Raw genomic sequence first — 24,010 nt, 5'->3', positions numbered from 1 at the left:
TTCGTACGGAGCCTGAAATCAGGGGCACCGGTGGGGACAGTGCGAGAGGAGTGGATCAGCGAGCGACGAGCCACTTCGAGCGGCCGCCGCGGCCGGGAACCCAGCAGCCGTTCGCGGATGCGGCGACGGCCGGTTGCCGCTCGGGAAGGGCGAGCACCTCGCCCAGCACCCGGCCTGCCTCGCCGCGCGAACGCCACAACGTGGCCGTGGGCGCGAAAATGTTCTGCTCGCTGCCAGGGAGGCGGGTTGCCTCCGCGTCGTCCTCGGCGTTGAGCCGGACGACGTCTACTACGTTGTCGTGGACCCGCACTCCGACCACAGCCTGCACTTCGCCGCTTCCGTCCGTCGGGTGGACGAACTGGTAGCCGCGAGCGATCAGTTCCTGCAGGCCCTGCTCGATGTCGGAGACGGAGTCGACGACGGATGCCTCAGCCGAGCACATCGTCGAATTCGCCGTCCTTCGCACCGGCGAGGAAGGCAGCCATCTCCGCCCGCGTGTAGACGAGCGCGGGACCCTCCGGGAAACGGGAGTTCCGCATCGCGATCTCGCCCGAGGTCAGCGGGGCCACTTCGACGCAGTTGCCCACGGCGCCGCTGTAGCTCGCCTTGCGCCACTGCGCTCCGGTCAGACGGTCGGCCGGAATACCGTTCTCGAACCGTTCAGCCATGATGCCACCTTCCAGAAGGACGATGAAAAGCTCAGGAATCTGCATGTGCATCTGCCCGTGACTTCGACGCTAGCACGCGCGCATGCAGCGGTAAATGCACGTGCAGAATTTTCCGCAAATTTCTCACTGCGTGACGACCGGATTCAGCAGAAGTTCCCAGATAGGTGATTCGAGCACTACCTGAACGGGCTAAATATTACCTTGAGTCACGATATTGGCAGCCTGTTAACGCAGCGCGTGTGCAACTCGCCGCCACCGGGTGCAGCGGGTGAATGATGAACACTCACCGTGATGGCCGAACGCGGCGGCAGGTAAGCACTGAACCGAGTCGGTGTAAGTGAGTCTCCGGACTTATGCACGCTCGGTGATAGGTAAGGGAGCGGGCGTTCTCTATTCGGCTACTCGACGCCCGGTTGGCTGGGCAGGAATTCTCGGCCGGGAGAATTTCACCGGGGACGCTTCGAGCGCGGCGTAGAACGGAAGCGGCGAGAGGCCGCGCTTAGATCTCGGCCTTGCGCTTGGCGATGCGGGCCCGGCTGCGTTCCGGGGTCTCCGCGTCGACGGCCAGCAGGTCCAGCGCTCGGCCGTACTTCTCGATCTCGTCCCGCTTGTCCAGGTAGTGCGCGCCGGTCAGGTACTCGACGTAGACGATGTTCGGCAGCTCCGCCTCGGCGAACCGCAGCAGCGAGAAGGCGTGCTCGGCCGACAAACCGCTGCGGCAGTACGGCAGGATCTGCACCGACACGTGCGGCAACGTGGTGACCTCGAGCAGGTACTCCAGCTGCTGCCGGAACACCTTCGGGCCGCCGATCGGCCGGTACAGCACCGATTCGTCGAGCACCGCCCAGATCCGCGGCGCGTCCGGGCGGGCCAGCATCTTCTGCCGCCGCATGCGCAGGGCGACCAGCTGGTCCACGCGTTCGTCGGCCATTTCCGGGCGGCCGTGGCTGAAGATCGCTCGCGCGTAGGGCTCGATCTGCAGCAGGCCCGACACGAACAGCGGCTCCCAGATCTGGATCCGCGACGCCGCTTCCTCAAGTCCGACGAGGTCGGTGAACCATCCGGGCACCGTCTCCCCGAACTTGCGCCACCAGCCCGCTTCGTTCGACTGCTTGACCATGTCGAGGAACGCTTTGCGCTCGTCCTCGTCGGAAACGCCGTACATGGTGAGCAGGTCGGCGACGTCGCGTTCCTTGAAGCCGACGCGGCCGAGTTCCAGCCGGGAGATCTTGGATTCCGAACCGCGGATGTTGTAGCCGGCCTGCTGACGCGTGATCCCGGCTTCCTCGCGCAACCGGCGAAGCTGCGAACCGAGGATCATCCGGCGTGCTGTCGGGCCGAGGCTCTGCTCGCCGGCGGACACGCTCACCGCGTTCATGACCAGGGCCCTTCCATCGCCGCTCGTTCGTCGTGGGAATCGAAATCCGACTACCCAAAGTACACGCAAGGCACTGCCCCGGACAGCGCGGCACGAGCCTCAGTTCAGGGGATTCTACGGAGTGTGTGCCTCAGATGACACACCTGAGCGAACAATTGCCCGGGAAAATCAGATCCGCACAACCGGCAGCCAGTGGGAAAGATCCGCGCGGCTGCCCGAGGCGGACACCCGGGCCGTGCTGACCGCGTCGTCCCAGTCCAGGACGCCGGTGGCGAGTTCGAGCCAGGTCCGCGGATCGGTCTCGACGACGTTCGGCGGGGTGCCGCGGGTGTGCCGCGGGCCCTCGATGCATTGCACCGCGGCGTACGGCGGAACCCGGACCTCGACGGTGTGGCCGGGTGCGTCCTGGGCGAGGGTCCGCAGCGTCGCGCGCACCGCGGCGGCCAGTTCAGGGCGGGCCGGATCCGGTCCGTCACCACGCAACCAGTCCGAAACGGCCAGCACCGCAGCCCGTAACTGAGCGGGATCGACCGAACGCGAAGAGGCCATGCGACAACAGTAGAGTGGCCGCGGACGGACTTTCAGGCACCCGGCACCGAGGGACGGCGATGGCGCAGCGGGACGAGGCAGATCGGATGGTTTCCCGGACCCCGGCGGGCAAACGCGCGCGCCGGAACGCGTACCCCCGCCGCGGGCCGCAAGGAAAACCCGAGATCACTCCCGAGATGCGGGCCAACGCGCGGACGAACCCGAACAGCTGGCTGTATGTCATCGACGAGGCCTTCGACGCTCGCGGCCCGGTGCCGTCGTGGGCGGTCGTCGGCGCGTATCCGGTCAACGGAACGGGAGAGGTCGTCGAGGACTTCCACCCCAACGACCGGTACCGGCCCTCGCCGAAGGCACTCGGTTTTCCCGAACCGCGCAACGAACTCGAGCGGCTCCTGCAGATGGTCCGCACCGACCACCGGCCCGCCGAAGACCTGCCGCGCGTCATCCTCGATTCGACGCTGCTGGTTTACGCCCTTTCCCCGGTGCAGCGCACGGTCATCGGCTTCCACAACGCCGACGGCCGGGTCATGGTCCCGGCGTACACGTCGAAGTCGCTGGTGCCGCGCGAATGGCCGCACGCCCGCGCGGTGCTCGGCCGCGACATCGTCGGGCTGCTCGCCGGACATCCGCTCGCGATCAACCCGCACGACCTGATCACCGCGGTCGTACCGGCCGAGCAGCTGATGAAGGCGCTGGCCGAAGAGCGACGCTGACCTGGGCAGACCACTCTGCCGAGTGATCATGATTCGCCGAAATCCCCTCACCCGGGCATCGTGACGCGGTAGGAGTACACGCGTCCGGTGAGGAGTCCTGGGTGAAGCGTCATCTGCTGCTGCGCTGGAGCGCGGTTCTCTTCGCCGGGATCACCGGCACCTCGCTGTGCGAAACGGCGAGCGCGGCGCCGAGCTACGCGGGCGCCGCGGACAACTACGCCGGTTCGCAAATCGCGAAGCACGAAGGCGTGCTGGGGTCGCCGAACATCTCGTACACGGCGCAAGACCAGTACCTCGGACACGACGTCAGCGGCCACCAAGGACCGGTCGACTGGCCGGCCGCGGCGGGGGCCGGCGCGAAGTTCGTGTACGTGAAGGCGACCGAGGGAACCGGGTTCGTCAGCGGGCAGTTCGCCCAGCAGTACAACGGTTCCTATCAAGCCGGGATCGTCCGCGGGGCCTATCACTTCGCCCGCCCGGACGTGTCCGACGGGGCCGCGCAGGCCGGCTACTTCCTCGCGCACGGCGGCGGCTGGTCGGCCGACGGCAAGACGCTTCCGGGCGCACTCGACATGGAATACAACCCCTACGGCGAAACGTGTTACGGCAAGGACGCGAACGGGATGGTCGCGTGGATCCGCGCCTTCTCCGACGCCTATCGAGTCCGCACCGGACGGCTGCCGACGATCTATACATCGACTAGCTGGTGGAAACGCTGCACCGGAAACAACCCTTCTTTCGGAGGGAATCCGCTCTGGATCGCGCGCTACAACTCGTTCATCGGCGAACTGCCCGCGGGCTGGGGACAGCACGCCATCTGGCAGTTCTCGAACAGCGGGACCCTGCCGGGAGACCAGAACTGGCTCAACGGAACCAAGGCAGCGTTGCGCAATCTGGCATTCGGGTGAACATTCGTGACGAGGTCACGAATTAGTCATCACCACCCGATGAAAATCACCCACTTGCCCATTCATCTTCACGGAACTTGATGACAAACGACGATTCGTCCTCAAGAATCTCCCCCGTGGCGGCTACCTGCACATAGCCGCCCTCCGCGAGGGTATCTGTGAAGGGATCGACGATGTCCACTTCCCGAAGAGGACGGCGTACCGCGCTGCTGTCCGCTCTGACCGTCCCGGTTGTCGCGCTCCTGCTCGGCGCGTCAGCAGAGGCGACGGCCGCACCGGCGGCTTCCCCGCTTTCGACGCGGGAGATCAACGCCGTCAACGCCGACATCCAGGCGAACAACCACGCCATGGGGTCGCAAATCCGGCGCGTCGAGGGGGATCAGTCCACCCCCGAGACGAAAGCCGCCGCGCAGCAGCCGCAACCCGCGGCCGCGCTGCCGAACCAGGTGGCGGCAGCCGTCGCCGGCATGGACGTCGCCGGCTATCAGGGCAACGTCGACTGGGGCTACTGGTGGGGCCAGGGCAAGCGATTCGTCTGGACCAAGGCCACCGAGAGCACGAGCTACACGAACCCGTACTTCGCCCAGCAGTACAACGGTTCCTACAACCAGGGCTTCATCCGCGGCGCCTACCACTTCGCCACCCCGAACACCTCCAGCGGCGCGGCACAGGCGACTTACTTCGTCTCGCACGGCGGCGGCTGGTCGGCCGACGGCAAGACGCTTCCGGGCGCACTCGACATGGAATACAACCCCTACGGCGCGACCTGTTACGGACTGAGCAAAGCGGCGATGACGTCGTGGATCAAGGACTTCCACGACACCTATCACGCGAAAACGGGCCGCTGGCCGGTGATCTACACGTCGACGAGCTGGTGGAGCCAGTGCGTCAGCGGCGATTTCTCCAGCACCGCGCCGCTGTGGGTCGCGCGGTACGCGTCCTCGGCGGGAACGCTTCCGTACAACTGGGGCTACTACACCGTGTGGCAGTACACCTCGAGCCCGCTCGACCTGGACACGTTCAACGGCGCCTACGACCGGCTGCAGGCACTCTCCAAGGGCTGACCTGACGGCGCGCACAGACGCGGCTCCCGGTTCACCCCGCCTCCTGCCGGGCGGGGCGGCCGGGAGCCGCTTTTGTGCGTGCCCTGTCCGCCTTGCACAATGCAGACCTGGGGCGGAGACGGAACCGCCTGGGCCGGCGGGGCGTCAGACCGCGGCGCGAGTCGGTGCAGCAGGAAGGCGGAACCGGACATGACTTACCCACCGCAGCCCGGACAGGGCGGGGACCCCTACGGCCAGGGCTGGCAGCAGCCCGGCTCGGGCGGGGTGCCGCAGCAGCCGGGGTGGGACCCCAACCAGGCCCAGCAGCAGCAAGGCTGGGACCCGAACGCCCAGCACCAGCAGCAGCCCGCGTGGGATCCGAACGCCCAGCAGCAGCCGCAGCAGGGCTGGGACCCGAACGCTCAGCAGCAGCAGTACCCGGGGTACCAGCAGCAGCCCTACCCCGGCACCCAGCAGTTCCCGCAGCAGGGCTGGGACCAGGGGCAATACCCGGGCGGGCCGGGCGGAGAGCCGCCGAAGAACAACAAGACCGGGCTGTGGATCGGCATCGCCGTCGCGGTCGTCGTGGTGGTCGCGCTGGGCATCACCGGGTTCGTCGCGCCGGGGTTCTTCCTGAGCAAGGACGACAAGGGCAGCTCGCAGGCACAGCCGCCGGCCCCGGCTCCGTCCCAGTCCTCGGAGGCTCCGCTGCCGAGCGATTCGTCCTCGCCGACCACGGATTCGAGCGAGCCCGACTCCGGCGGGTCCGGCTCCGGCGAGGCGCGGCAGGTCATCAACGACTTCCTCGCCAAGCTCAACGCCAAGGACGCGGCCGGTGCGACCGCGATGGCCTGCCAGGGCACCGAGAGTATGTCGAAGCGCAGCATCGACGAGACGACCAGCGGCGACCCGCAGCTCACCCTGGGCAAGGTCACCGAGGGCAGCGCTACGACGAGCGCCCGGCTCAGCGGCAAGCTGTCGGGCAAGGACGCCAGCGGCACGATGGTCATCATGAACCGCGGCGGCGGTTACTGCGTGGGGCTGTACCTGATCCTGGCGTTCTGACCCAGTGCGCTCGCCGCTGCTGTGGACGTTGATCGCGTCCGTGGTGCTGCTGTGCGGGGTCGGTGGCTGGCTGCTCACCGACCCCGCGACGAGCCGCAGTGAAGCGTTGAAGACCGCTGGTCTCGCCGGCGGCGCGGTCGTGGCGCTGTATGCGTTGTGGCTCAACGATCGCCGTCGCCGCGTCGAGGAAGCGCGGCAGGTGATCGAACAGCAGCGGCACGACGTCGACCGCGAGCGGATCTCCGACGAGCGGTTCGCGAAATCGGTGGAATTGCTAGGGCACGAAGCCGATCAGGTGCGCGTGGGGGCGTTGCACGCGCTGGCCGGGCTGGCGCGCACGCGGCCGGAGTATCGGCAGACCGTGCTGGACGTGCTGTGTTCTTATCTGCGGCGGCCGTTCACGCACGGCCGCTACAGCGATTCCGAGGACGGTGCCACGCCCGAAGAGGAGCGCGAGCTTCAGGTGCGGCTCACCGCGCAGCGGCTGGTCCGGGATCTGCTGCCACCGTCCGATGTGGACGGACCCGGTCCGGACCTCGATCTGACCGGCGCGGTACTGGAGTATTTCGACCTTTCCCACCGCCGGATCGGCGGCCTGCTGCTGCGGCACGCTTCGCTGTACAGCAGCACGAACCTCAGTGGCTGTGTCTTCACCGGGCAGGCTTATTTCACCGCCGCGGGCACCGGACCCGGTCGGCTGGGGGGCGTTTTCCGTTGCCGCAACACGACTTTTCTCAGCCGGGCTTGGTTTTCCGGCACCGAGTTCTCGGAGCGGGCGAACTTCTCCAACACTACGTTCGCCGGTCCGACCACGTTCAAGGGCGCGACGTTCGCGAAGGAAGTGCTGTTCGACGGAGCGGCTTTTTCCGGTCCGGTGGAGGCATCGCTGCCGGACGGCTGGAAGCTGGAACCGCAGAACGACCGCAAGGTCGCGGTACCGAGCTGAGCAGCGCCTCGTGAGTGCCTGTCCCGGTTAGAACCGGGACAGGCACTCACGAGGGCTCAGTCAAAGAGCGCCGGAAGCGTCTTCTCCCAGGTCTCGCGCAGCTCCTCAAGAGAGAACTCCGTGACGTCCTGGATCTCAAGCGTGCCGGAATCCGGGTCGACAACACCGGTCTTGCGCCACGGCAGGCCGCGCGCGGTGCACATCTCGGTGAACCGCAGCTCCTCCGTGCGCGGGACAGCCACCAGCACGCGGCCCGACGACTCGGAGAACAGCTGCACGAACGGGTCCTGGTCGCGGTCGAGGAACACCCGGGCCCCACACTGTCCAATAAGGACAGTTTCGGTGAGCGCCTGGGCGAGACCGCCGTCGGCGAGGTCGTGCGCGGCGGAGATCATGCCGTCGCGCGAACCGGCCACCAGGACGTCGGCCAGCAGCTTCTCGCGGGCCAGGTCCACGCGGGGCGGGACGCCGCCGAGGTGGCCGTGCAGCTCGCGGGCCCAGGCCGAACCGTCCAGTTCGTCGTGGGTCTCGCCGAGCAGCAGCAGCGTTTCGCCCGCTTCCGCGCCGATGCCGGTCGGGATGCGGCGGGTGACGTCGTCGATCACGCCGAGCACGGCGACCACGGGGGTCGGCAGGATCGCCGTGTCGCCGGTCTGGTTGAAGAAGCTGACGTTGCCGCCGGTGACCGGGATGCCCAGCTCGACGCACGCGTCGGCGAGACCGTGCACGGCCTGCTCGAACTGCCACATCACGCCGGGGTCGGTCGGGGCGCCGAAGTTGAGGCAGTCGGACACCGCGACCGGGGTCGCGCCGCCGGTGGCGACGTTCCGGTACGCCTCAGCCAGCGCGAGCTGCGCGCCGCGGTACGGGTCGAGGTAGACGAACTTCGCGTTGCAGTCGGTGGCCACCGAGACGCCGCGGTTGCTCTCCTCGTCGATCCGGATCATGCCCGAATCGGACGGCTGGGACAGCACGGAATTGCCGCGCACGTAGCGGTCGTACTGCGCGGTCACCCATTCCTTCGACGCCTGGTTCGGCGACGCGATGAGCTTCAGGAAGTCCGCGCGCAGTTCCTCCGGCGTCGACGGCCGGGGCAGTTTCGCGGAGGTGTCGGCGATCAGGCCGTCCTGGAACGCGGGGCGCTCGATCGGGCGGTCGTACACCGGGCCCTGGTGCGCGACGGTGTGCGCGGGCACGTCGACCACGATCTCGTCGTTCCAGGTGATCACGAGGTGCTCGCCGTCGGTGACCTCGCCGATGTCGGTGGCGATGACGTCCCACTTGGCGCAGACCGCCATGAACGCCTCGACGTTCTCCGGCGCGACGACCGCGCACATGCGCTCCTGCGATTCGCTGGAGAGCACCTCGGCGGGCGTCATTCCGGTGGCGCGCAACGGAACCCGGTCGAGGTAGATGTGCATGCCGCCGTCACCGGCCGCGGCCAGTTCGGACGTCGCGCAGGACAGCCCGGCCCCGCCGAGGTCCTGGATGCCGACGACCAGGTTCTCCTTGAACAGGTCGAGACAGCACTCGATGAGCACCTTCTCGGTGAACGGGTCGCCGACCTGCACGCTGGGCAGCTTCCGCCGTCCGGACGCGGATTCGTCGCCGGAGAAGGTGTCGCTGGCGAGCACGGACACGCCGCCGATGCCGTCGAGGCCGGTGCGCGCGCCGAACAGGATGATCTTGTTGCCGGAGCCGGACGCGAACGCCAGGTGCAGGTCCTCGGTGCGCATCGCGCCGACGCACAGCGCGTTGACCAGCGGGTTGCCCGCGTAGGAGGGGTCGAAGACCAGCTCGCCGCCGATGTTCGGCAGGCCGAGGCAGTTGCCGTAGCCGCCGACGCCCGCGACCACGCCGGGCAGCACGCGCTTGGTGTCCGGCGCGTCGGCCGGGCCGAAGCGCAGCGCGTCCTGCACCGCGAGCGGGCGCGCGCCCATCGCCATGATGTCGCGCACGATGCCGCCGACGCCGGTGGCCGCGCCCTGGTAGGGCTCCACATAGGACGGATGGTTGTGGCTTTCCACCTTGAAGGTGACCGCCCAGCCGTCGCCGATGTCGACGACGCCCGCGTTCTCGCCGATGCCGGCCAGCATCTTGGCCTTCATCTCGTCGGTGGCGGTTTCGCCGAAGTAGCGCAGATGCTTCTTCGAGGATTTGTAGGAGCAGTGCTCGCTCCACATCACCGAGTACATCGCGAGCTCGGCGTCGGTGGGCCGGCGACCGAGGATTTCCCGGATCCGCGCGTACTCGTCGTCGGCGAGGCCGAGTTCGACGTACGGCTGGCTCGTTTCCGGGGTCGCCGCGGCCACTGCGGTGGTGTCAACTGTGCTGGTCACGGTGTCCGTGTCAGGGTTCGCCACGACCTCAAGACTACGTGTCGACCACGTCACACCCGCAGCCGCCCACGCTGGTCGCGCGGGGATAAATCAGTCGCGCCGGACAGTCCCGGCGGCTTAGCGTCAGTGATCGTGCTTTCCGCCACGTACCGCTTTCCCGACATCCGCCTGCCGGAACGTCCGACGCCGCTTCGGTACCTGCTGGCGGTCCTGCGCGCGCGGCCGGGCCTCGTCCTCGCCGCGATCGTCACCGGGGCCGGCTGGTCGCTGCCGAGCGCCCTCCTGCCGCTGGTGATCGGCCGGGGCGTCGGCGCGATCGCGGCCGGTGACTCGTCCGCGCTCTGGCGCTGGGCGCTGCTCGCGGCGGTGCTCGGCGTGACACAGGCGCTGCTCGGCACCGGGCTGCACTTCGCCTCGTTCGGCCTGTGGATCCACGGCGCGGGCTCCACGCAACGCCTGGTCACCGACCACACCACCCGGCTCGGCGCGTCCCTGCGCGACGCGACCAGCACGGGCAACGTCGTCGCGGTCACGTCGTCGGACATGAACTGGGTGGGCAACGCGTTCGAGGTCGTCGGTCGCACGTTCGGTTCGATCGTGGCGTTCGTGGTGATCGGCATCGCGATGCTCGGCACGTCTCCGGTGCTGGGCACGATCGCACTGGTCGGCGTCCCGCTCGCGGTGCTCGGAATCGGACCGCTGCTCGCGCCGCTGCAGAAGCGGAAAACCGCGCAGCGGGAGAACCTGAGCGAGGTGAACGCACTGGGCGCGGACATCGTGTCCGGGCTGCGGATCCTGCGCGGCGTCGGCGGCGAACGACGGTTCCTGCGCCGGTTCCGCGACGCCAGCCAGCTGGTGCGGCACTCCGGGGTCGAGGTCGGGCGCAGCGAATCCTGGCTCGCCGGCGCGGAGGTGCTGCTGCCCGGGCTGGTCACGGTGGCGATCACCTGGCTGGGCGCGCGGCTCGCGCTCGACGGCACGATCAGCGTCGGCGAACTGGTGGCGTTCTACGGGCTTTCGGCGTTCCTGGTGGTTCCGGTCACCACGGCCACCGAACAGGTCAGCTCGCTCAGCTCGGGGCTGGTCGCGGCGCGCAAGGTGTGCGGGCTGCTGGCTTTGCGGCCGAAGTTCGCCGACCCGGTGTCGCCGCGGCCGCTGCCGGGCGGCCCGCTGGAACTGGTGGACACCGCCAGCGGCATCCGGATCGCGCCGGGCAAGCTGACCGTGGTCGATCTCGGTGCCGAGGCGGAGGCGATCGCCGCGCGGATGAGCCGGTTCGCCGACGCCGACGAAGGCGAGCAGGTGCTGGTCGGCGGGGTGCCCGCGGATCGCGTCGCGCTCGCCGAGCTGCGTCGCCGGGTGGTGTACGCACACAACCAGGACCTGTGGTTCTCCGGAATCCTGCGGGATCAGCTGACCCCGGAGTACCCGCGCGAGGTCGACATTTTCGCGGCGCTGAACGCGGCGGACGCCGACGACATCATCGAGGCCCTGCCGCGCGGCGTGGACGAGCTGATCGGCGAGCGCGGGCGTGAGGTGTCCGGCGGGCAGCGGCAGCGGCTGAGCTTGGCCCGCGCGCTGGCGATCGACTCCGACGTGCTGCTGCTCGACGAGCCGACCTCGGCCGTCGACGCGCACACCGAGGCCCGGATCACCCAGCGCGTCAAGGAATTGCGGGCCGGAAGGACCACCGTGGTGTTCAGCCAGAGTCCACTGTGGAGAAACGTGGCCGATGAGGTCGTGAGCGGAAAGGCAGTGACGGTATGACGACGCGGCTCCCGCTGGCCTCGAAACGCGAGGTACGGCAGTGGGCGAAACGCGTGGCGGTCGAGCACCGGCGCGAGTTCTCCGTGATGCTCGGGCTGTTCTGCCTGGCCACCGTGATCGCGCTGGCCGGGCCGCAGCTGCTCGGCCGGCTCGTGGACGGCGTGGTCGAGCACGGCCCCACGCTGCAGGTCGACCTGCTGGCCGTGGCGTTCGTGGTGGTGCTCGTGCTGCAGGCGTGGGCTAGGAAAGCGGCGCGGCTGCGCGGCCGGATGTTCGGCGAGCGGGTGCTGGCGCAGACCCGCGAACGGTTCGTCGCGAACGCGCTCGACCTGCCGCTCGGCACCGTCGAGGCGGCCGGCACCGGCGATCTGCTCAGCCGCGCGACCAGCGACGTCAACCGGCTGGACGTCGCGGTGCGGTTCGCCGCGCCGGAGATCCTGATCGCCGCGGTGACGGTGCTGTTCACCACCATCGCGATGATCGTGACGTCCCCGCTGCTCGCGCTGGCCCTGCTGGTGGCGATTCCGATCCTGGTGCCGGTGAACATCTGGTACCAGCGGAAGATCCCGACGGCGTTCGCGTGGATGCTCGACCGCTGGGGCGACCTGCAGTCGATCACCCACGAGACCGTGGAGGGCGCGCGCACCGCGGAGGCGCTCAGCCTCACCGAACGGCGAGTGCGCGCCGGGCATCACGGGCTTGACCAGGCGGTGCTCGGGGAACGCCGGATGCGGGCGTTGCAGATGCGCTGGCTGCCGGCGCTGGAGATCAGTTACGTGCTGCCGATCGCCGCGCTCCTGCTGCTCGGCCTGTTCGCCTACAGCCAGGGCTGGGCCGGTCTCGGCACGATCACCACGATGCTGGCGTACGCGCAGGCGATGACCGCTCCGCTCAGCGAGGCGTTGTTCTGGCTGGAGGACATGCAGGTCGCGATAGCCGCGACGCGCCGGATCATCGGCGTGCAGCCGACCGAATCGACGAACGAGGTCACCGAGGTGCCGCGCGGGCGCGACATCGAGGTGCGCGACGTCCGGTTCGGCTACACCTCCGATCGCGAGGTGCTGCACGGCATCAGCCTGAGCGTGCCGCGCGGCGAACGGCTGGCGATCGTCGGACCGTCTGGTGCGGGCAAGTCGACGCTGGGCAGGCTGCTGGCCGGGATCTCCGCGCCGACGGCGGGGTCGATCCGGGTCGGCGGCACCGAGGTGTCGACGCTCGCGGACGACGTGCTGCGCGGCGAGGTTCTGCTGCTGACGCAGGAGCACCACACGTTTTCCGGGACGCTGCGGGAAAACCTGGCGCTGCCCGCCCGGCGCGGCGGCGGGGACTGGACCGACGAGGAACTGCTGGCCGCGCTCGCGTCCGCCGGTGCGGCGGAGTGGGCGGCCGGATTGCCCGACGGCCTGGACACCAAGCTCGGCTCCGGCGCGTACGCGGTTCCGGCCGGTCTCGCGCAGCAGCTGGCGCTGGCCCGGGTCGTCCTGGCCGACCCGCACACGCTGGTGCTGGACGAGGCGACGTCGCTGCTGGACACCGGTTCGGCACGCGAACTGGAACGATCGCTGAACGCGGTGCTCGAAGGCCGCACAGTGATCGCGATCGCGCACCGGCTGCACACCGCCGCGGCGGCGGACCGGGTCGCGGTGGTCGAAGGCGGCCGGATCACCGAGCTTGGCCCGCACCAAGACCTGATCGCGGCGGGCGGTCCGTACTCGCGGCTGGTTGAGGCGGCGACCTGATCGCGCTCAGCTCACCGCCCAAACGAAACCGTGCCGCGGGATCGCGCCGGCGTCTGGGTGAGCGACGTGCTTGGCCCCCCGGGCCGAGTGCGTCGCTCACCCAGACACCGGCTTAAAGGCGATCCTGCACGCCTCGGCGAAGCCGAGGCAGAAGATACGGAATGTCCGCTTGGGATCCGGCGTTGGTCCCAAGCGGATCCTGATCTTCCTACCCTGGGGGTGACGCCGGATGGCGGTCATGACGGTGGACGAACGAGAGAAGTTCCTCGCCGAGGAGCGAGTGGGCGTGCTGTCGATCGGCCGGGAAGGCGCGGCCCCGCTCGCCGTGCCGGTCTGGTACGACTACGAGCCTGGCGGCGAACTGCTGATCTGGATGGACCGCGGGTCGGCGAAGGACCGGGCGATCGAGGCGGCGGGCCAGTTGAGCCTGACGGTGCAGCAGGAAACCCAGCCGTACAAGTACGTCACGGTGTCCGGTCCGGTCGTGGACCGCTCCTCGGCTCCGACCGAGGAGCAGGCGCTCGCGATCGCCTCGCGGTACGCGTCCGAGGCCGAGGCGCGGCAGTTCGTCGAGGGCTCGCTCAAGGAGACCTCGGTGCTGGTGCGGGTGCGCACCGAGCGCTGGCTCTCCAGCGACCACAGCAAGTAAAAAGCCGTGAAGGACTCCTTGAGGGAATCAGATTCCCTCAAGGAGTCCTTCACGGACCTTGGCTCAGGCTTTCACGAGCGCGTCGACCGCGCTGTAGAAAATGCCGAGGCCGTCGTCGGACGGGCCGGTGAGCGCGTCGATCGCGTGCTCCGGGTGCGGCATGAGGCCGACCACGCGGCCGTTCTCGCTGGCGACGCCCGCGATGTCGTTGCGGGAGCCGTTCGGGTTGCCGCCGACGTAACGGAACGCCACCCGGCCCTCCGCCTCCAGCATGTCCACAGTGGACTGTTCGGCGACGTAGCAGCCGTCGTTGTTCTTGACCGGCACCAGGATTTCCGCGCCCGCCTCGTAGCGCGAGGTCCACGCGGTGGCGTTGTTGTCCACGCGCAGCCACTGGTCGCGGCACACGAAGTGCAGGCCGACGTTGCGGATCATCGCGCCGGGCAGCAGACCGGCCTCGCACAGGATCTGGAAGCCGTTGCAGATGCCGAGCACCGGCATGCCCTTGCGGGCGGCTTCGATGACCGAGGTCATCACCGGCGCGTAGCGGGCGATCACGCCGGCGCGCAGGTAGTCACCGTAGGAGAAACCGCCGGGGACGACGACCGCGTCGACGCCCTTCAGGTCGTCGTCGGCGTGCCAGAGCGAGACCGCCTCGGCCTCGGCGTAGCGGACCGCGCGGGCGGCGTCGCCGTCGTCGAGCGTGCCGGGGAAGGTGATGACGCCGATGCGGGCGCTCACGCCTCCACCCGCCGGATCGTCCACTGCTCGATCACCGGGTTGGCGAGGAAGCCCTCGGCCATCTTGGCCAGCGTCTCGTCATCGACGTCGTCGTCGACCTCGAGTTCGAAGTGCCGCCCCTGGCGCACGTCGGCGACTCCGGAGAAGCCCAGCCGCGGCAGCGCACGCGCCACCGCCTGGCCCTGCGGGTCGAGGATCTCGGGTTTGGGCATGACGTCGACAACGACTCGAGCCACGGCTGGCTGCTCCTTATTTCTGCAGGTCGTGGGTGCGGTTGAAGCGTACTTCACTAGCCTGACCGGCAGACAGACCGGTATCGAGGGGGAGACATGAACCACCCGCCGCAAGGCCCCTACCCGCAGCAGGGCCCTTTTCCGCCGCGCGGACCGCAGCAGGGGCAGTACCCGCAGCAGTATCCGCCGCAGGCCGGGCCGCCTGGACAGCCTTTCGGCCAGTACCCGCCGCAGCCGCCGAAGAAGAAGTCGAAGGCCGGGCTGTGGATCTCGCTCGGCGCGGCGGTCGTGGTGCTCAGCGGCGCGGTCGCGTTCACCGGCTGGGTGACTCCGGGCTTCTTCAAGGAGAAGCTGGACACGACGTCGCAGGGCACTCCGGAGCAACTGGCCCAGTCCGTTGCGAACTCGATCACCGAGCAGACCGGGCTGAATCAGCTGTGGTGCAAGATCCGGTCGAAGCGGTCTTACTCCGCCGACGAGATCTTCCGCAGCGCGAAGGGCGACGCGAAGATCAGCAATCCGGTGCATCCGACCGGCCAGCAGGAGCGCGCGGCCACGATCTCCACGGGGAACTTCACCTACGGCATCGCGCTCATTCCCGACGGCAACGGCTGGTGCGTGCGCGACGCCAAAGCGGACGGCGAGCCGGCCCCGCTGGCCAGCCTGTCGACCGATCCGAAGCCGCGACCCCAGGTGAAGGACGGCACAGACGCCGCGATGAAGTTCATCGACGCGGTCAACGCCCGCGACATCCCGGCGGCGCTCTCGGTGATGTGCCGGGACGCGCCGGACACCACCCGCGACGGCACCCAGCAGTGGATCTACGGCGAAACGAAGCTGACCCCGCGCAAAACGGACGTGCTGCGGACGGCGGGCCGGACCATCGTGCACGTCGACGCCAAGCTCGACGGCATCGCGAAGGAGGGCCGGGTGGAAACCGACGACCACGCGGTGGACGGCGCGTGCGTCACCTCCTTCGACCCCACTTCCGACTGATCGGTTTTCCGGGGACTTGCGCGTAGCGTGACCTGCGCCATGATGTGTCGTTGACAGGGTGTCAACACCACCGGGAGGCAGCGTGCCAGAGCAGGACTCCTTCGACTACGTGATCGTCGGCGCGGGCAGCGCGGGCTGCGTGCTGGCGAACCGGCTGAGCGAGGACCCGTCCGCACGGGTGCTGCTGCTCGAGGCGGGCGGCGAGGACACCGCGGACGAGGTCCGGATCCCGGCGGCGTTCGCGTCGCTGTTCAAGACGAAGTGGGACTGGAACTACGAGACCGTCGAGCAGAAGCACACCGGCAAGACGGCGTACTGGCCGCGCGGCCGGCTGCTCGGCGGCTGCTCGTCGATCAACGCGATGATCTACATCCGCGGCAACCGCGCCGACTACGACGGCTGGCGCGATGCGCACGGAGCCACCGGCTGGGGCTGGGACGACGTGCTTCCGTACTTCAAGCGCGCCGAGGGCAACCAGCGCCTCGGCGGTCCGCTGCACGGGACGGACGGCCCACTGCACGTCGAGGACCGGCGGTTCACGCACGAGCTGTCGCACGCGTGGGTGGACAGCGCCGTTTCGTGGGGACTCAAGCACACCGACGACTTCAACGGCGAGTCGCAGGAGGGGGCCGGGCTCTACCAGGTCACCTGCAAACGCGGCCGTCGCTGGTCCACCGCGGACGCATACCTGCGGCCTGCTTTGGCCCGGCCGAACCTCACGGTGCGGACGAACGCCCAGGCCACCCAGGTGGTCTTCGAGGGCACGCGCGCGGTCGGAGTGTCCTATCTGGACAAAGGCGTGCCGACGACCGTCCGCGCGGACGCCGAGGTGCTGCTGTCCGGCGGTGCGATCAACTCGCCGCAACTGCTGATGCTGTCCGGCGTCGGACCGGCCGAGCATCTGCGCGAACTGGGCATCGACGTGGTCGCCGCGCTGCCCGGGGTCGGCGACAACCTGCACGACCACCCGGCGGTCGGGGTGATCTGGTCGACGAAGGGCACGACCGACATCGCGGACTCCGCGACGCCGGCCGGGCTGGTGCGCTACCAGCTGACCAAACGCGGCCCGCTCGCGTCGAACATCGGCGAGGCGGGCGCGTTCTACTCGACCCGCGACGGCCTGGCCGCGCCGGACATGCAGATCCACGTGGCTCCGACGCTGTTCTACGACAACGGAATGCGCGAGCCGACCTGCCCCGGCTTCACGTCCGCGGCCACGCTGGTCGACGTCGCGAGCCGTGGTCGCCTCCGGTTGAAGTCAGCGAACCCGTTGTGGAAGCCGGAAATCGACCCGGCTTATTACGCGGAGTCGATCGATCTGGAAGCGGTGAAGTCGGCGTTGCGGTCTCTGATCGAGATCGGCCGGTCGGGTCCGCTGGCGAAATTCCTGGACCGGCCGTTCCTTCCGGCGACGCATGAGCTGTCGGATGAAGCGTTGACCGAGCACGTCCGGGAGAACACGCAGACGCTGTATCACCCCGTCGGCACGTGCGCGATGGGCAGCGGCGAGCACGCGGTGGTGGATCCGGAGTTGAAGGTGCGCGGGGTTTCGGGGCTGCGGGTGGTCGACGCTTCGGTGATGCCGGTGGTGCCGCGGGGGAACACCAACGCGCCGACGATCATGGTGGCGGAGAAGGCGGCGGATTTGATCCGGGGCCGATGAGCGCTCTGTCCGCCTGGAGGAATCTCCTTGCCGCCTGGGCGATTCCGGAGACCGTGCACCCTCCGGAATCGCCGTGGGTCCTTCCGCGCGAGGTGTTCCGGCGGCGGGCCGATCGGCAGATCGCCGAGCCGAGCGGGGCGACGCATCGGCTGGCCGTCGAGGCGTTGCAGGAACCGGGCACGGTGCTCGACATCGGCGCGGCGGCCGGGGCGGCGAGCCTGTCCCTGGTCGGCCGGTCGAACGTCACCGCTGTGACAGCGGTGGACACCGACGACGAGTTGCTCGCGGCGTTCGCCGAGCGGGCTGCCGGCGTGAAGCATCGGCTGTTGTCCGGGCGGTGGCCGGATCTCGCCGAGGAAGCCGGGACGGCGGACGTCGTGGTGTGCGGGAACGTGGTCTACAACGTCCCTGACCTGGCCCCGTTCGCTACGGCGCTCACTGCGGCGGCCCGGCGGCGGGTGGTGGTCGAGACGGCCGCGCGGCATCCGTTGACCGAGCTTAATCCGTTGTGGCAACGGTTTCACGGCATCAAACGGCCGACGGGACCCACTGCCGAGGATTGTGTCGCAGCGCTCGCGGAAGTGGGGATCGAGCCGGAAGTCGTGGAATGGCGACGGCCGCCGGAGCCGGAATACGCGGAGTTCGCGTCCACAGTGGACGTCGTGCGGCGGCGATTGTGCTTGCCCGCCGAGTCGGCCGACGAGGTTGAGCGGGCGTTGCTGGACCTTGGGGTCGATCCGGGACTGCCGCCGGATCTCGGGTCTTCCGGCCGGGAGCTGGTGACGCTGGTGTGGCCCGGTTCCGGCTAGCGGGCGGGTTCCAGGGCGCGCGCGGGTTGCAGCGCGAACAGCTGCCAGGCAAGGAAACCCAGGGCGAGAACCAGATAGGAATCGCCGATCAAGTGCTGCCAGGGGGTCCACGCGAGTTCCCGCATTCCGCTGGAGGGCAGGAAAGTATGCGGCGCGGCGATGAAGACAGCGGCACCCGCGAGCAACGCCGCGCCAGCGCGAACCGTGCGGACGCGGGCGGCGAGGACGAGCGTTGCGGGCACCACCCAAACCCAGTGGTGCGACCAGGAAATCGGAGACAGAACTAGCACAGCCGCCGCGTTGACGGCAAAGGCGAGCGAGCTGTCGACGCGTCGCATCACGAGCACTGCGGCGACCAGGACGAACGCGGACAAAGCCAGCCACAGCAGGTCGTGGGTGTGCGGCAGCAGAGCGAGGCGGTTCAGTGCGCCTTGGATGGTCTGGTTGGTCGCGTAGGGCGATCCGCTGAAGCCGTCTGCACCGGTGAGGCCACCGCCGAAGAAGTACTCGACGGACGCGTGCGGGTCGGCCAGGAAGCCGAGCAAGGTGGCCCCGGCACCGGTCAGCAGTGCGTTGCGGGCGGCTCGGAAATCCTTGGCGAGGATGAAGAACAGCAGGAAACCAGCGGGCGTCACCTTGATCGCGGCGGCCAGGCCGACGAGTATTCCGCGCGGCCAGCGTGGGTTGGGTGCCAGGCAATCGGCTGCGACCAGTGCCATCAGGACGAGGTTGATCTGTCCGAAAGCGAGGGTCGACCGCACCGGCTCGAAGGCAAGTGCGGCAACGGTGAGCGCGGACGCGGTGACGACGGCGGTGCGACGGTTCCAGGACTGCCATAGGCGGCGGACGACGACGTACAGGACGGCCAAGAGCGACGCGGCGGAGACCAGGTCGAGCAAAACGGACGCGACGGGCAGCGGCGGAATCGCCAGGGCAGAGAAGAGAATCGCGGCGAACGGCGGGTAGATGAACGGCAGCATGGACCCTGCCGTGGTGCTGGGGAGGGCGCCGTAAAGGTCGCCGCCGCGGTCGACGGCGTCCGCGCCGAATCGGTAGACCTGCAGGTCAACCGGATGGAAGCTGCTGACTACGACCGCTGCGACCGTGACGAGCGCTATCGCGCCGACGGCTGACAGCAGAGCGAGGATCCGCCCGGCTTTTCCTTGCGACCACATACGGGCGGCGATTGTAAGTCAGCGCTCCGCACGCTCTGCCCGGTAGGCGTGCAGGATGTCGCGCGCCTCGTCCGCGGAACGGCGGATGCTGTCCGCGACGACGTCGACAAACCGTGCGATGCCCTCCAACCGGACAGCCGCCTGCGTGTCCGGCCCCAGCACCTCCACTCCGCGACGCGCGGTTTCGGCGAGGCGGAGGTTGGCCCGGACCGTGGACATGATCGATTCGTAGAAGACGTCGTCGTCGACCACGTAGCGCTCGCGGCGGCCCTCGTCGCGCACCCGGCGGACCAGGCCTTGGTGTTCGAGGAACGCGATCGCCTTCGACACCGACGCGGGGCTGACCTGCAGCCGCCGGACGAGTTCGGCCGCGGTGAGGCCGCCGGAATCGGTGGTGAAGAGCGCGACCAGCAGCCGGGCGGTCATTTTGGGCAGCCCGGCGTCGGTGAAGACCGTGGCGAACGACTCCTCGTACTCGCGCACCGCCTCGGCGTCGCGGCCGCCCTCCGGCGGGACCGGGCGAGCCCGGCGGGAAGCCGACTGCCTGCTCCGGTGGGCACGGTGTTCAGTCGCGTGCTGGGCGAGGTCGGCGCGATAGCCGGCCGGGCCGCCGTTGCGCAGCACCTCGCGCGTGACCGTCGAGGTCGGCCGCTCCAGCCCGCGTGCGATCTCCGCGTACGCGAGACCGTCGGCGAGCCCTTGCGCGATCTGATGACGTTCCTGCTGAGTGAGCCTGCCACCGGGCATCGTGTTCTCCTTCGCTCTCCGCCGACGATAGCGTTGATCTTACTTCCATTGCAACGCCACCGTTGCGTTGACTTTAGCGTCCGTTGCAACGATGCACTGGCTTTCACCTGCATTTACGCCTTGAAAACGCAACAAGCATGTTGGCAAACGTTGGAAACGCAACGTAGCGTTTCTAGGGTCAGAAACAAACTGGGGGAAGGAACCCGAGCATGACGACCACCGAGAACTACCAAGCCGCCGAACTGCTCCTGCGCCGCCTCGCCCGTCCCGGCGAACTGGTGGTCGGCGACCGTGTCCGTCCACAGTGGATCGACGGTGGCGCGCGGTTCTGGTACGCCGTCAACCACGGCGACAGCAAGAAGTTCTTCCTCGTCGACCCGGCCGCGGGAACGCGCACCCCGGACTTCGACCCTGCTCAGCTGCCCGCCACGCCGCCGCCGGGCGGCCCGCTGGACGTGCCCTCGCCGGACGGCAAGGTCGCGGTGTCCCAGCGCGGCGCGGACCTGTGGGCGGTGTCCGGCGCCCGCGAATGGCCGCTGACCACCGACGGTGCGCCCAGTTACCAGTACGGCACCAGCCCGGAAAGCCTCGGCAACAACACCCTGCTGCGGAAGTTCGGCCTGCCGCACCTGCCGCCCGCGGTGGCGTGGTCGCCGGATTCGACCAAGGTGCTGACCCACCAGACGGACGAGCGGGAGGTCCGCGAGACGCATCTGCTCGAATCCCGGCCCGCGGACGGCAGCGCACCGGCGCTGCACACTCAGCGCTACCCGTACACCGGCGACGAGACGATGGCGCTGGCCGAACTGGTGGTGCTGGACGTCGCCACCGGCACGACGGTCCGCGCGCAGGCCGAACCGCTGCTCGCGCCGATGATGTCGCCGGTGACGGCCAAGTGGGCGTGGTGGGCCGAGGACGGCTCGGCGGTGTACTTCCTCCGCCAGCCGCGCGACCGGCGCACCCTCACCCTGCACCGGATGGACCCGTCGACCGGCGAGGTCACCACGGTGCTCAGCGAAACCGGGCCGACCCGCGTCGAGCCCACCCAGTGGATGTACCAGCCGCCGATCGTGCGAGTGCTGGAGAACGAGGTGCTGTGGTACTCGCAGCGCGACGACTGGGGCCACCTGTACCGCTACGACCTGCACACCGGCGAGCTGCTGAACCAGGTCACCTCGGGCGACTGGGCGGTGCGGCAGATCCTGCACGTCGACGCGGAGACGGTGTACTTCATCGCTTCCGGACTGGTCGAAGAGGACCCGTACCGGCGCACGGTGTGCCGGATCGGGTTGGACGGCACCGGATTCGCCAAGGTGACCGACGATTCGCTGGACCACGTCGTCACGGTGGCGGCCAACTCGGCGTACTTCGTCGACTCGGCCTCCACTGTGGACACTCCGCCGGTGGCGACGGTCCGCGACTGGTCCGGCCGGGTGCTGGTCGAGCTGGAGCGGGCGGACATCACGAAGCTCGCCGCGACCGGCTGGACGCCGCCGGAACCGTTCCGCGTCAAGGCAGCCGACGGAGTCACCGACATCTACGGCGTGCTGTACCGGCCGCACGGCTTCGATCCGGCCAAGAAGTATCCGGTCGTGGACAACATCTACCCGGGTCCGCAGGTCACCCGAGTGTCGCCGTCCTTCGACCCGGGCGGCATGGGCCTGGACGCGGAACCCCTTGCCGCACTGGGCTTTGTGGTGCTAGCCGTGGACGGCCGCGGCACGCCGGGCCGGAACAAGGCGTTCCACGACGCGTCTTACGGCAAGCTCGCCGACGCGGGCAGCCTGGACGACCACCTCGCGGCGATGCGGCAGCTCGCCGAGACGCGGCCGTGGATGGATCTGGACCGGGTGGGCGCGTTCGGGCATTCCGGCGGCGGATTCGCGACGGTGCGGGCGATGCTGGACTACCCCGAGGTCTACCGGGTTGGCGTCGCGTTGTCCGGTTCGCACGACGCGCAGCATTTCAGCCTGGACTTCGTGGAGGCGTACGACGGCGCGGACAATCCGAAGGCTTGGGCGGCCACGTCCAATGTGGAGATCGCGGATCGGCTGGCGGGCAAGCTGTTGCTCGTGCACGGCGAGATGGACGACCGGGTGCATCCGGACAACACGCTCCGGCTGGCGGATCGGCTGATCGCGGCGAACAAGGACTTCGAACTGCTCATCGTGCCCGGGGCCGAGCACGTGTTCATCGACTGCCTGTCGTATGTCCGCGCGCGCGGCTGGGATTTCCTGGTGCGTGAGCTGCTGGGCGAGCAGCCGCCCGCGTATCGGCCCGCGCCGATCGTCCTCGACCCGGAGCTGCTGAGCGAACTGTTCGCCTGATTGTCCGTTTTTGTCGGACCCCCTCGCTACGGTTGCGCCATGAGCACTTCCCTCTACTACGACGCGAGCCGGACGACCGCGCTCACCTCGACCGAGACGGCCGCTGTCGAGCGCATCGTCACCGCCCACCAGTCGGCTTTCCCGTACCAGGACGAGGAATGCCTCTTCCTGTACGAGGAGGGCAGCAGTGAGCCGGACGCGATCGTGGCCGGGTCCACCAAGCTCCCGTTCGATCCCGACCGGGTGATGCCGGTGCTGGAGCGGGTGCTGGGCTCGGTGACCGAGCTGCGCCGCGCCCTCCCGGACGCGGAATGGCGCGTGCACCTGGACGACTTCGATATCCCGTGGGACGAGAGCGAGGGGTACTTCCTCCCCTCGTGAGGGCTATCCGACCCGCCGCAGGGCCTCGCGGGTGAGGTCCGCCAAGGTCGGATAGCCGTCCACCGCCATGATCAGGTCAGCTTCAGCGAGCAAGGTGCGCAGAACATGGACAACGCCGTCCTCGCCGGCCAGCGAAAGACCCCAGGCGTACGGACGGCCGACGCCCACCGCGGTCGCGCCCAAGGCCAGCGCCTTGACCACGTCGGCTCCGGAGCGAACGCCGGAGTCGAACAGCACCGGCGTGCCGCCGGAGGCATCGACCACTTCGGCCAGGCAGTCCAGCGCCGGGAGACCGCCGTTGGCCTGCCGTCCGCCGTGGTTCGAGCAGTAGATCCCGTCGACCCCGCCGTCGATGGCGCGGCGGGCGTCGTCGGGATGCTGAATGCCTTTGACCAGCAGCGGAAGCTTCGTCAGCGACCGCAGCCAGGGCAGATCGTCCCAGGTCAGCGGGTTGCCGAAGAGCTGGGCCCACAGCCCGACGGCGGCCGCCGGGTCGTCCTCCGGGGCCTTGCCGAGCCGTTTCTGGAACACCGGGTCGGTGAAGTAGTTGGCCAGGCAATGCCCGCGCAGCTGCGGGAAGTTCGCCGTGGACAGGTCACGCGGACGCCAGCCGGTGACCCAGGTGTCGAGCGTGACGACGATGCCGCGGAAACCCGCTGCCTCGGCGCGTTGCACGAGCGAGGCGGCGAGGTCGCGGTCGGTGGGCGTGTACAGCTGAAAGAAGCCCGGGGTGTCGCCCAGTTCCGGGACGAGCGTTTCGATCGGGTCGACGCTGAGTGTCGAAGCGACCATCGGCACGCCCGTTCGCGCGCTGGCCCTCGCGGTGGCGAGATCGCCGTGACCGTCCTGCGCGCACAGGCCGATCACCCCGACCGGAGCGAGGAAAAGCGGTGACGGCAGCTTCATCCCGAACAGGTCCACCGACAGGTCGCGTTCGTTCGCGCCGACGAACATCCGCGGGACCAGGCCCCAGCGCTCGAACGCCTCGACGTTCCCGCGCTGGGTGCGCTCGTCCCCCGCACCGCCGGCCACATAGGACAGCACCGACGGCGGAAGTGCCTGTGCCGCACGCGCTTCCAGCTCCGCGTACGCCATCGGCAGGTCCGGGACACGGCCGGACAATCCGGCGAAGTAGATCTCGTGCTGGAAATCGCCGAAGCCGGGCAACAGTTCT

24 protein-coding genes are annotated in these 24,010 nt (G+C 69.0%); 13 read left to right on the top strand and 11 right to left on the bottom strand.

Going from position 1 to position 24,010, the window contains the following annotated elements; translation table 11 throughout:
• Nucleotides 1-55: 55 nt before the first annotated feature.
• The 4 genes from ACWGIC_RS00670 to ACWGIC_RS00655 form a co-directional block, all read right to left on the bottom strand.
• A complete protein-coding gene (locus ACWGIC_RS00670) occupies nt 56-442 on the bottom strand; it encodes a hypothetical protein (protein ID WP_452073765.1) in 387 nt (128 codons plus the stop codon).
• Complete coding sequence (locus ACWGIC_RS00665) at nt 429-668, bottom strand: DUF397 domain-containing protein (protein ID WP_020664000.1); 240 nt, start codon at nt 666-668, stop codon at nt 429-431. The genes ACWGIC_RS00670 and ACWGIC_RS00665 overlap by 14 nt, the downstream gene beginning before the upstream one ends.
• A 499-nt stretch (nt 669-1,167) precedes the next feature.
• Nucleotides 1,168-2,046, bottom strand: a complete 879-nt coding sequence (locus tag ACWGIC_RS00660) for a helix-turn-helix domain-containing protein (RefSeq protein WP_452073764.1) — start codon at nt 2,044-2,046, stop codon at nt 1,168-1,170.
• Between the two features lie 168 nt (nt 2,047-2,214).
• Nucleotides 2,215-2,595, bottom strand: coding sequence for a sterol carrier family protein (locus tag ACWGIC_RS00655; RefSeq protein WP_452073763.1), 381 nt, complete (start codon nt 2,593-2,595; stop codon nt 2,215-2,217).
• 59 nt (nt 2,596-2,654) lie between these two features.
• On the opposite strand from ACWGIC_RS00655, the gene ACWGIC_RS00650 reads away from it, so the two are divergent.
• Entirely contained in the window at nt 2,655-3,308 is a 654-nt protein-coding gene (locus tag ACWGIC_RS00650; protein ID WP_452073762.1) for a type VII secretion system-associated protein, read from the top strand.
• Between the two features lie 116 nt (nt 3,309-3,424).
• Nucleotides 3,425-4,216 (top strand): lysozyme, encoded by a 792-nt coding sequence (locus ACWGIC_RS00645; protein ID WP_452073918.1) that lies wholly within the window; start codon nt 3,425-3,427, stop codon nt 4,214-4,216.
• Between the two features lie 46 nt (nt 4,217-4,262).
• On the opposite strand, the gene ACWGIC_RS00640 is transcribed toward ACWGIC_RS00645, so the two are convergent.
• Nucleotides 4,263-4,397 carry a hypothetical protein gene (locus ACWGIC_RS00640; protein ID WP_255443103.1) on the bottom strand — a complete coding sequence of 45 codons (135 nt, stop codon included), beginning with the start codon at nt 4,395-4,397 and terminating at the stop codon, nt 4,263-4,265.
• On the opposite strand from ACWGIC_RS00640, the gene ACWGIC_RS00635 reads away from it, so the two are divergent.
• The 3 genes from ACWGIC_RS00635 to ACWGIC_RS00625 all read left to right on the top strand — a co-directional run bounded on the left by ACWGIC_RS00635 (nt 4,390) and on the right by ACWGIC_RS00625 (nt 7,270).
• A complete protein-coding gene (locus ACWGIC_RS00635) occupies nt 4,390-5,280 on the top strand; it encodes a lysozyme (protein WP_452073761.1) in 891 nt (296 codons plus the stop codon). The genes ACWGIC_RS00640 and ACWGIC_RS00635 overlap by 8 nt on opposite strands.
• 189 nt (nt 5,281-5,469) lie before the next feature.
• Entirely contained in the window at nt 5,470-6,324 is an 855-nt protein-coding gene (locus ACWGIC_RS00630; RefSeq protein WP_452073760.1) for a hypothetical protein, read from the top strand.
• A 4-nt stretch (nt 6,325-6,328) separates the two neighbouring features.
• On the top strand, nt 6,329-7,270 hold the full coding sequence (locus tag ACWGIC_RS00625) for a pentapeptide repeat-containing protein (RefSeq protein ID WP_452073759.1): 942 nt from the start codon (nt 6,329-6,331) through the stop codon (nt 7,268-7,270).
• A 56-nt stretch (nt 7,271-7,326) separates the two neighbouring features.
• On the opposite strand, the gene purL is transcribed toward ACWGIC_RS00625, so the two are convergent.
• On the bottom strand, nt 7,327-9,633 hold the full coding sequence (gene purL / locus ACWGIC_RS00620; protein WP_452073758.1) for a phosphoribosylformylglycinamidine synthase subunit PurL: 2,307 nt from the start codon (nt 9,631-9,633) through the stop codon (nt 7,327-7,329).
• A 108-nt stretch (nt 9,634-9,741) separates the two neighbouring features.
• Between purL and ACWGIC_RS00615 the strand changes: the two genes are divergently transcribed.
• The 3 genes from ACWGIC_RS00615 (at nt 9,742) to ACWGIC_RS00605 (ending at nt 13,764) form a co-directional block, all read left to right on the top strand.
• On the top strand, nt 9,742-11,376 hold the full coding sequence (locus tag ACWGIC_RS00615; RefSeq protein ID WP_452073757.1) for an ABC transporter ATP-binding protein: 1,635 nt from the start codon (nt 9,742-9,744) through the stop codon (nt 11,374-11,376).
• On the top strand, nt 11,373-13,115 hold the full coding sequence (locus ACWGIC_RS00610; protein ID WP_452073756.1) for an ABC transporter ATP-binding protein: 1,743 nt from the start codon (nt 11,373-11,375) through the stop codon (nt 13,113-13,115). The genes ACWGIC_RS00615 and ACWGIC_RS00610 overlap by 4 nt, the downstream gene beginning before the upstream one ends.
• A gap of 229 nt (nt 13,116-13,344) precedes the next feature.
• Nucleotides 13,345-13,764 (top strand): pyridoxamine 5'-phosphate oxidase, encoded by a 420-nt coding sequence (locus tag ACWGIC_RS00605; protein WP_452073755.1) that lies wholly within the window; start codon nt 13,345-13,347, stop codon nt 13,762-13,764.
• 63 nt (nt 13,765-13,827) lie between these two features.
• Here the strand turns inward: ACWGIC_RS00605 and purQ are convergent, their stop codons facing one another.
• Both purQ and purS read right to left on the bottom strand, forming a co-directional pair.
• Nucleotides 13,828-14,505 (bottom strand): phosphoribosylformylglycinamidine synthase subunit PurQ, encoded by a 678-nt coding sequence (gene purQ, locus ACWGIC_RS00600; protein WP_452073754.1) that lies wholly within the window; start codon nt 14,503-14,505, stop codon nt 13,828-13,830.
• Nucleotides 14,502-14,741 carry a phosphoribosylformylglycinamidine synthase subunit PurS gene (gene purS / locus ACWGIC_RS00595; RefSeq protein ID WP_037808692.1) on the bottom strand — a complete coding sequence of 80 codons (240 nt, stop codon included), beginning with the start codon at nt 14,739-14,741 and terminating at the stop codon, nt 14,502-14,504. The genes purQ and purS overlap by 4 nt, the downstream gene beginning before the upstream one ends.
• A 93-nt stretch (nt 14,742-14,834) precedes the next feature.
• Between purS and ACWGIC_RS00590 the strand changes: the two genes are divergently transcribed.
• The 3 genes from ACWGIC_RS00590 to ACWGIC_RS00580 all read left to right on the top strand — a co-directional run bounded on the left by ACWGIC_RS00590 (nt 14,835) and on the right by ACWGIC_RS00580 (nt 18,206).
• The gene (locus ACWGIC_RS00590) at nt 14,835-15,734 is read left to right on the top strand and encodes a hypothetical protein (protein ID WP_452073753.1); all 900 of its coding nucleotides are present in this window, start codon (nt 14,835-14,837) and stop codon (nt 15,732-15,734) included.
• Between the two features lie 82 nt (nt 15,735-15,816).
• Nucleotides 15,817-17,397 carry a GMC family oxidoreductase gene (locus ACWGIC_RS00585; RefSeq protein ID WP_452073752.1) on the top strand — a complete coding sequence of 527 codons (1,581 nt, stop codon included), beginning with the start codon at nt 15,817-15,819 and terminating at the stop codon, nt 17,395-17,397.
• Entirely contained in the window at nt 17,394-18,206 is an 813-nt protein-coding gene (locus ACWGIC_RS00580) for a class I SAM-dependent methyltransferase (protein WP_452073751.1), read from the top strand. Before ACWGIC_RS00585 ends, ACWGIC_RS00580 begins: the two co-directional genes overlap by 4 nt.
• Here the strand turns inward: ACWGIC_RS00580 and ACWGIC_RS00575 are convergent.
• Nucleotides 18,203-19,381 (bottom strand): glycosyltransferase 87 family protein, encoded by a 1,179-nt coding sequence (locus tag ACWGIC_RS00575; protein ID WP_452073750.1) that lies wholly within the window; start codon nt 19,379-19,381, stop codon nt 18,203-18,205. The genes ACWGIC_RS00580 and ACWGIC_RS00575 overlap by 4 nt on opposite strands.
• An 18-nt stretch (nt 19,382-19,399) precedes the next feature.
• Nucleotides 19,400-20,128: a helix-turn-helix domain-containing protein gene (locus tag ACWGIC_RS00570; RefSeq protein ID WP_452073749.1), complete on the bottom strand. Its 729-nt coding sequence runs from the start codon at nt 20,126-20,128 to the stop codon at nt 19,400-19,402.
• A 209-nt stretch (nt 20,129-20,337) separates the two neighbouring features.
• Between ACWGIC_RS00570 and ACWGIC_RS00565 the strand changes: the two genes are divergently transcribed.
• Nucleotides 20,338-22,455 (top strand): DPP IV N-terminal domain-containing protein, encoded by a 2,118-nt coding sequence (locus ACWGIC_RS00565; RefSeq protein ID WP_452073748.1) that lies wholly within the window; start codon nt 20,338-20,340, stop codon nt 22,453-22,455.
• Between the two features lie 39 nt (nt 22,456-22,494).
• On the top strand, nt 22,495-22,836 hold the full coding sequence (locus ACWGIC_RS00560; RefSeq protein ID WP_452073747.1) for a hypothetical protein: 342 nt from the start codon (nt 22,495-22,497) through the stop codon (nt 22,834-22,836).
• Between the two features lie 3 nt (nt 22,837-22,839).
• On the opposite strand, the gene ACWGIC_RS00555 is transcribed toward ACWGIC_RS00560, so the two are convergent.
• Nucleotides 22,840-24,003: a lactate 2-monooxygenase gene (locus tag ACWGIC_RS00555; protein ID WP_452073746.1), complete on the bottom strand. Its 1,164-nt coding sequence runs from the start codon at nt 24,001-24,003 to the stop codon at nt 22,840-22,842.
• Nucleotides 24,004-24,010: the final 7 nt, after the last annotated feature.

This window comes from Amycolatopsis sp. NPDC054798 (genome assembly GCF_053611505.1).
This window is presented reverse-complemented; position numbering and strand designations above follow the sequence as displayed.

Bases quoted from the DNA above. Each gene is read 5' to 3' on its own strand.
- ACWGIC_RS00660 (WP_452073764.1), bottom strand. From the start codon at position 2,046: ATGAACGCGGTGAGCGTGTCCGCCGGCGAGCAGAGCCTCGGCCCGACA.
- ACWGIC_RS00650 (WP_452073762.1), top strand. From the start codon at position 2,655: ATGGCGCAGCGGGACGAGGCAGATCGGATGGTTTCCCGGACCCCGGCG.
- ACWGIC_RS00560 (WP_452073747.1), top strand. From the start codon at position 22,495: ATGAGCACTTCCCTCTACTACGACGCGAGCCGGACGACCGCGCTCACC.
- ACWGIC_RS00570 (WP_452073749.1), bottom strand. From the start codon at position 20,128: ATGCCCGGTGGCAGGCTCACTCAGCAGGAACGTCATCAGATCGCGCAA.
- ACWGIC_RS00670 (WP_452073765.1), bottom strand. From the start codon at position 442: ATGTGCTCGGCTGAGGCATCCGTCGTCGACTCCGTCTCCGACATCGAG.
- ACWGIC_RS00665 (WP_020664000.1), bottom strand. From the start codon at position 668: ATGGCTGAACGGTTCGAGAACGGTATTCCGGCCGACCGTCTGACCGGA.
- ACWGIC_RS00630 (WP_452073760.1), top strand. From the start codon at position 5,470: ATGACTTACCCACCGCAGCCCGGACAGGGCGGGGACCCCTACGGCCAG.
- ACWGIC_RS00610 (WP_452073756.1), top strand. From the start codon at position 11,373: ATGACGACGCGGCTCCCGCTGGCCTCGAAACGCGAGGTACGGCAGTGG.
- ACWGIC_RS00565 (WP_452073748.1), top strand. From the start codon at position 20,338: ATGACGACCACCGAGAACTACCAAGCCGCCGAACTGCTCCTGCGCCGC.
- ACWGIC_RS00580 (WP_452073751.1), top strand. From the start codon at position 17,394: ATGAGCGCTCTGTCCGCCTGGAGGAATCTCCTTGCCGCCTGGGCGATT.
- ACWGIC_RS00590 (WP_452073753.1), top strand. From the start codon at position 14,835: ATGAACCACCCGCCGCAAGGCCCCTACCCGCAGCAGGGCCCTTTTCCG.
- ACWGIC_RS00655 (WP_452073763.1), bottom strand. From the start codon at position 2,595: ATGGCCTCTTCGCGTTCGGTCGATCCCGCTCAGTTACGGGCTGCGGTG.
- ACWGIC_RS00575 (WP_452073750.1), bottom strand. From the start codon at position 19,381: ATGTGGTCGCAAGGAAAAGCCGGGCGGATCCTCGCTCTGCTGTCAGCC.
- ACWGIC_RS00605 (WP_452073755.1), top strand. From the start codon at position 13,345: ATGGCGGTCATGACGGTGGACGAACGAGAGAAGTTCCTCGCCGAGGAG.
- ACWGIC_RS00635 (WP_452073761.1), top strand. From the start codon at position 4,390: ATGTCCACTTCCCGAAGAGGACGGCGTACCGCGCTGCTGTCCGCTCTG.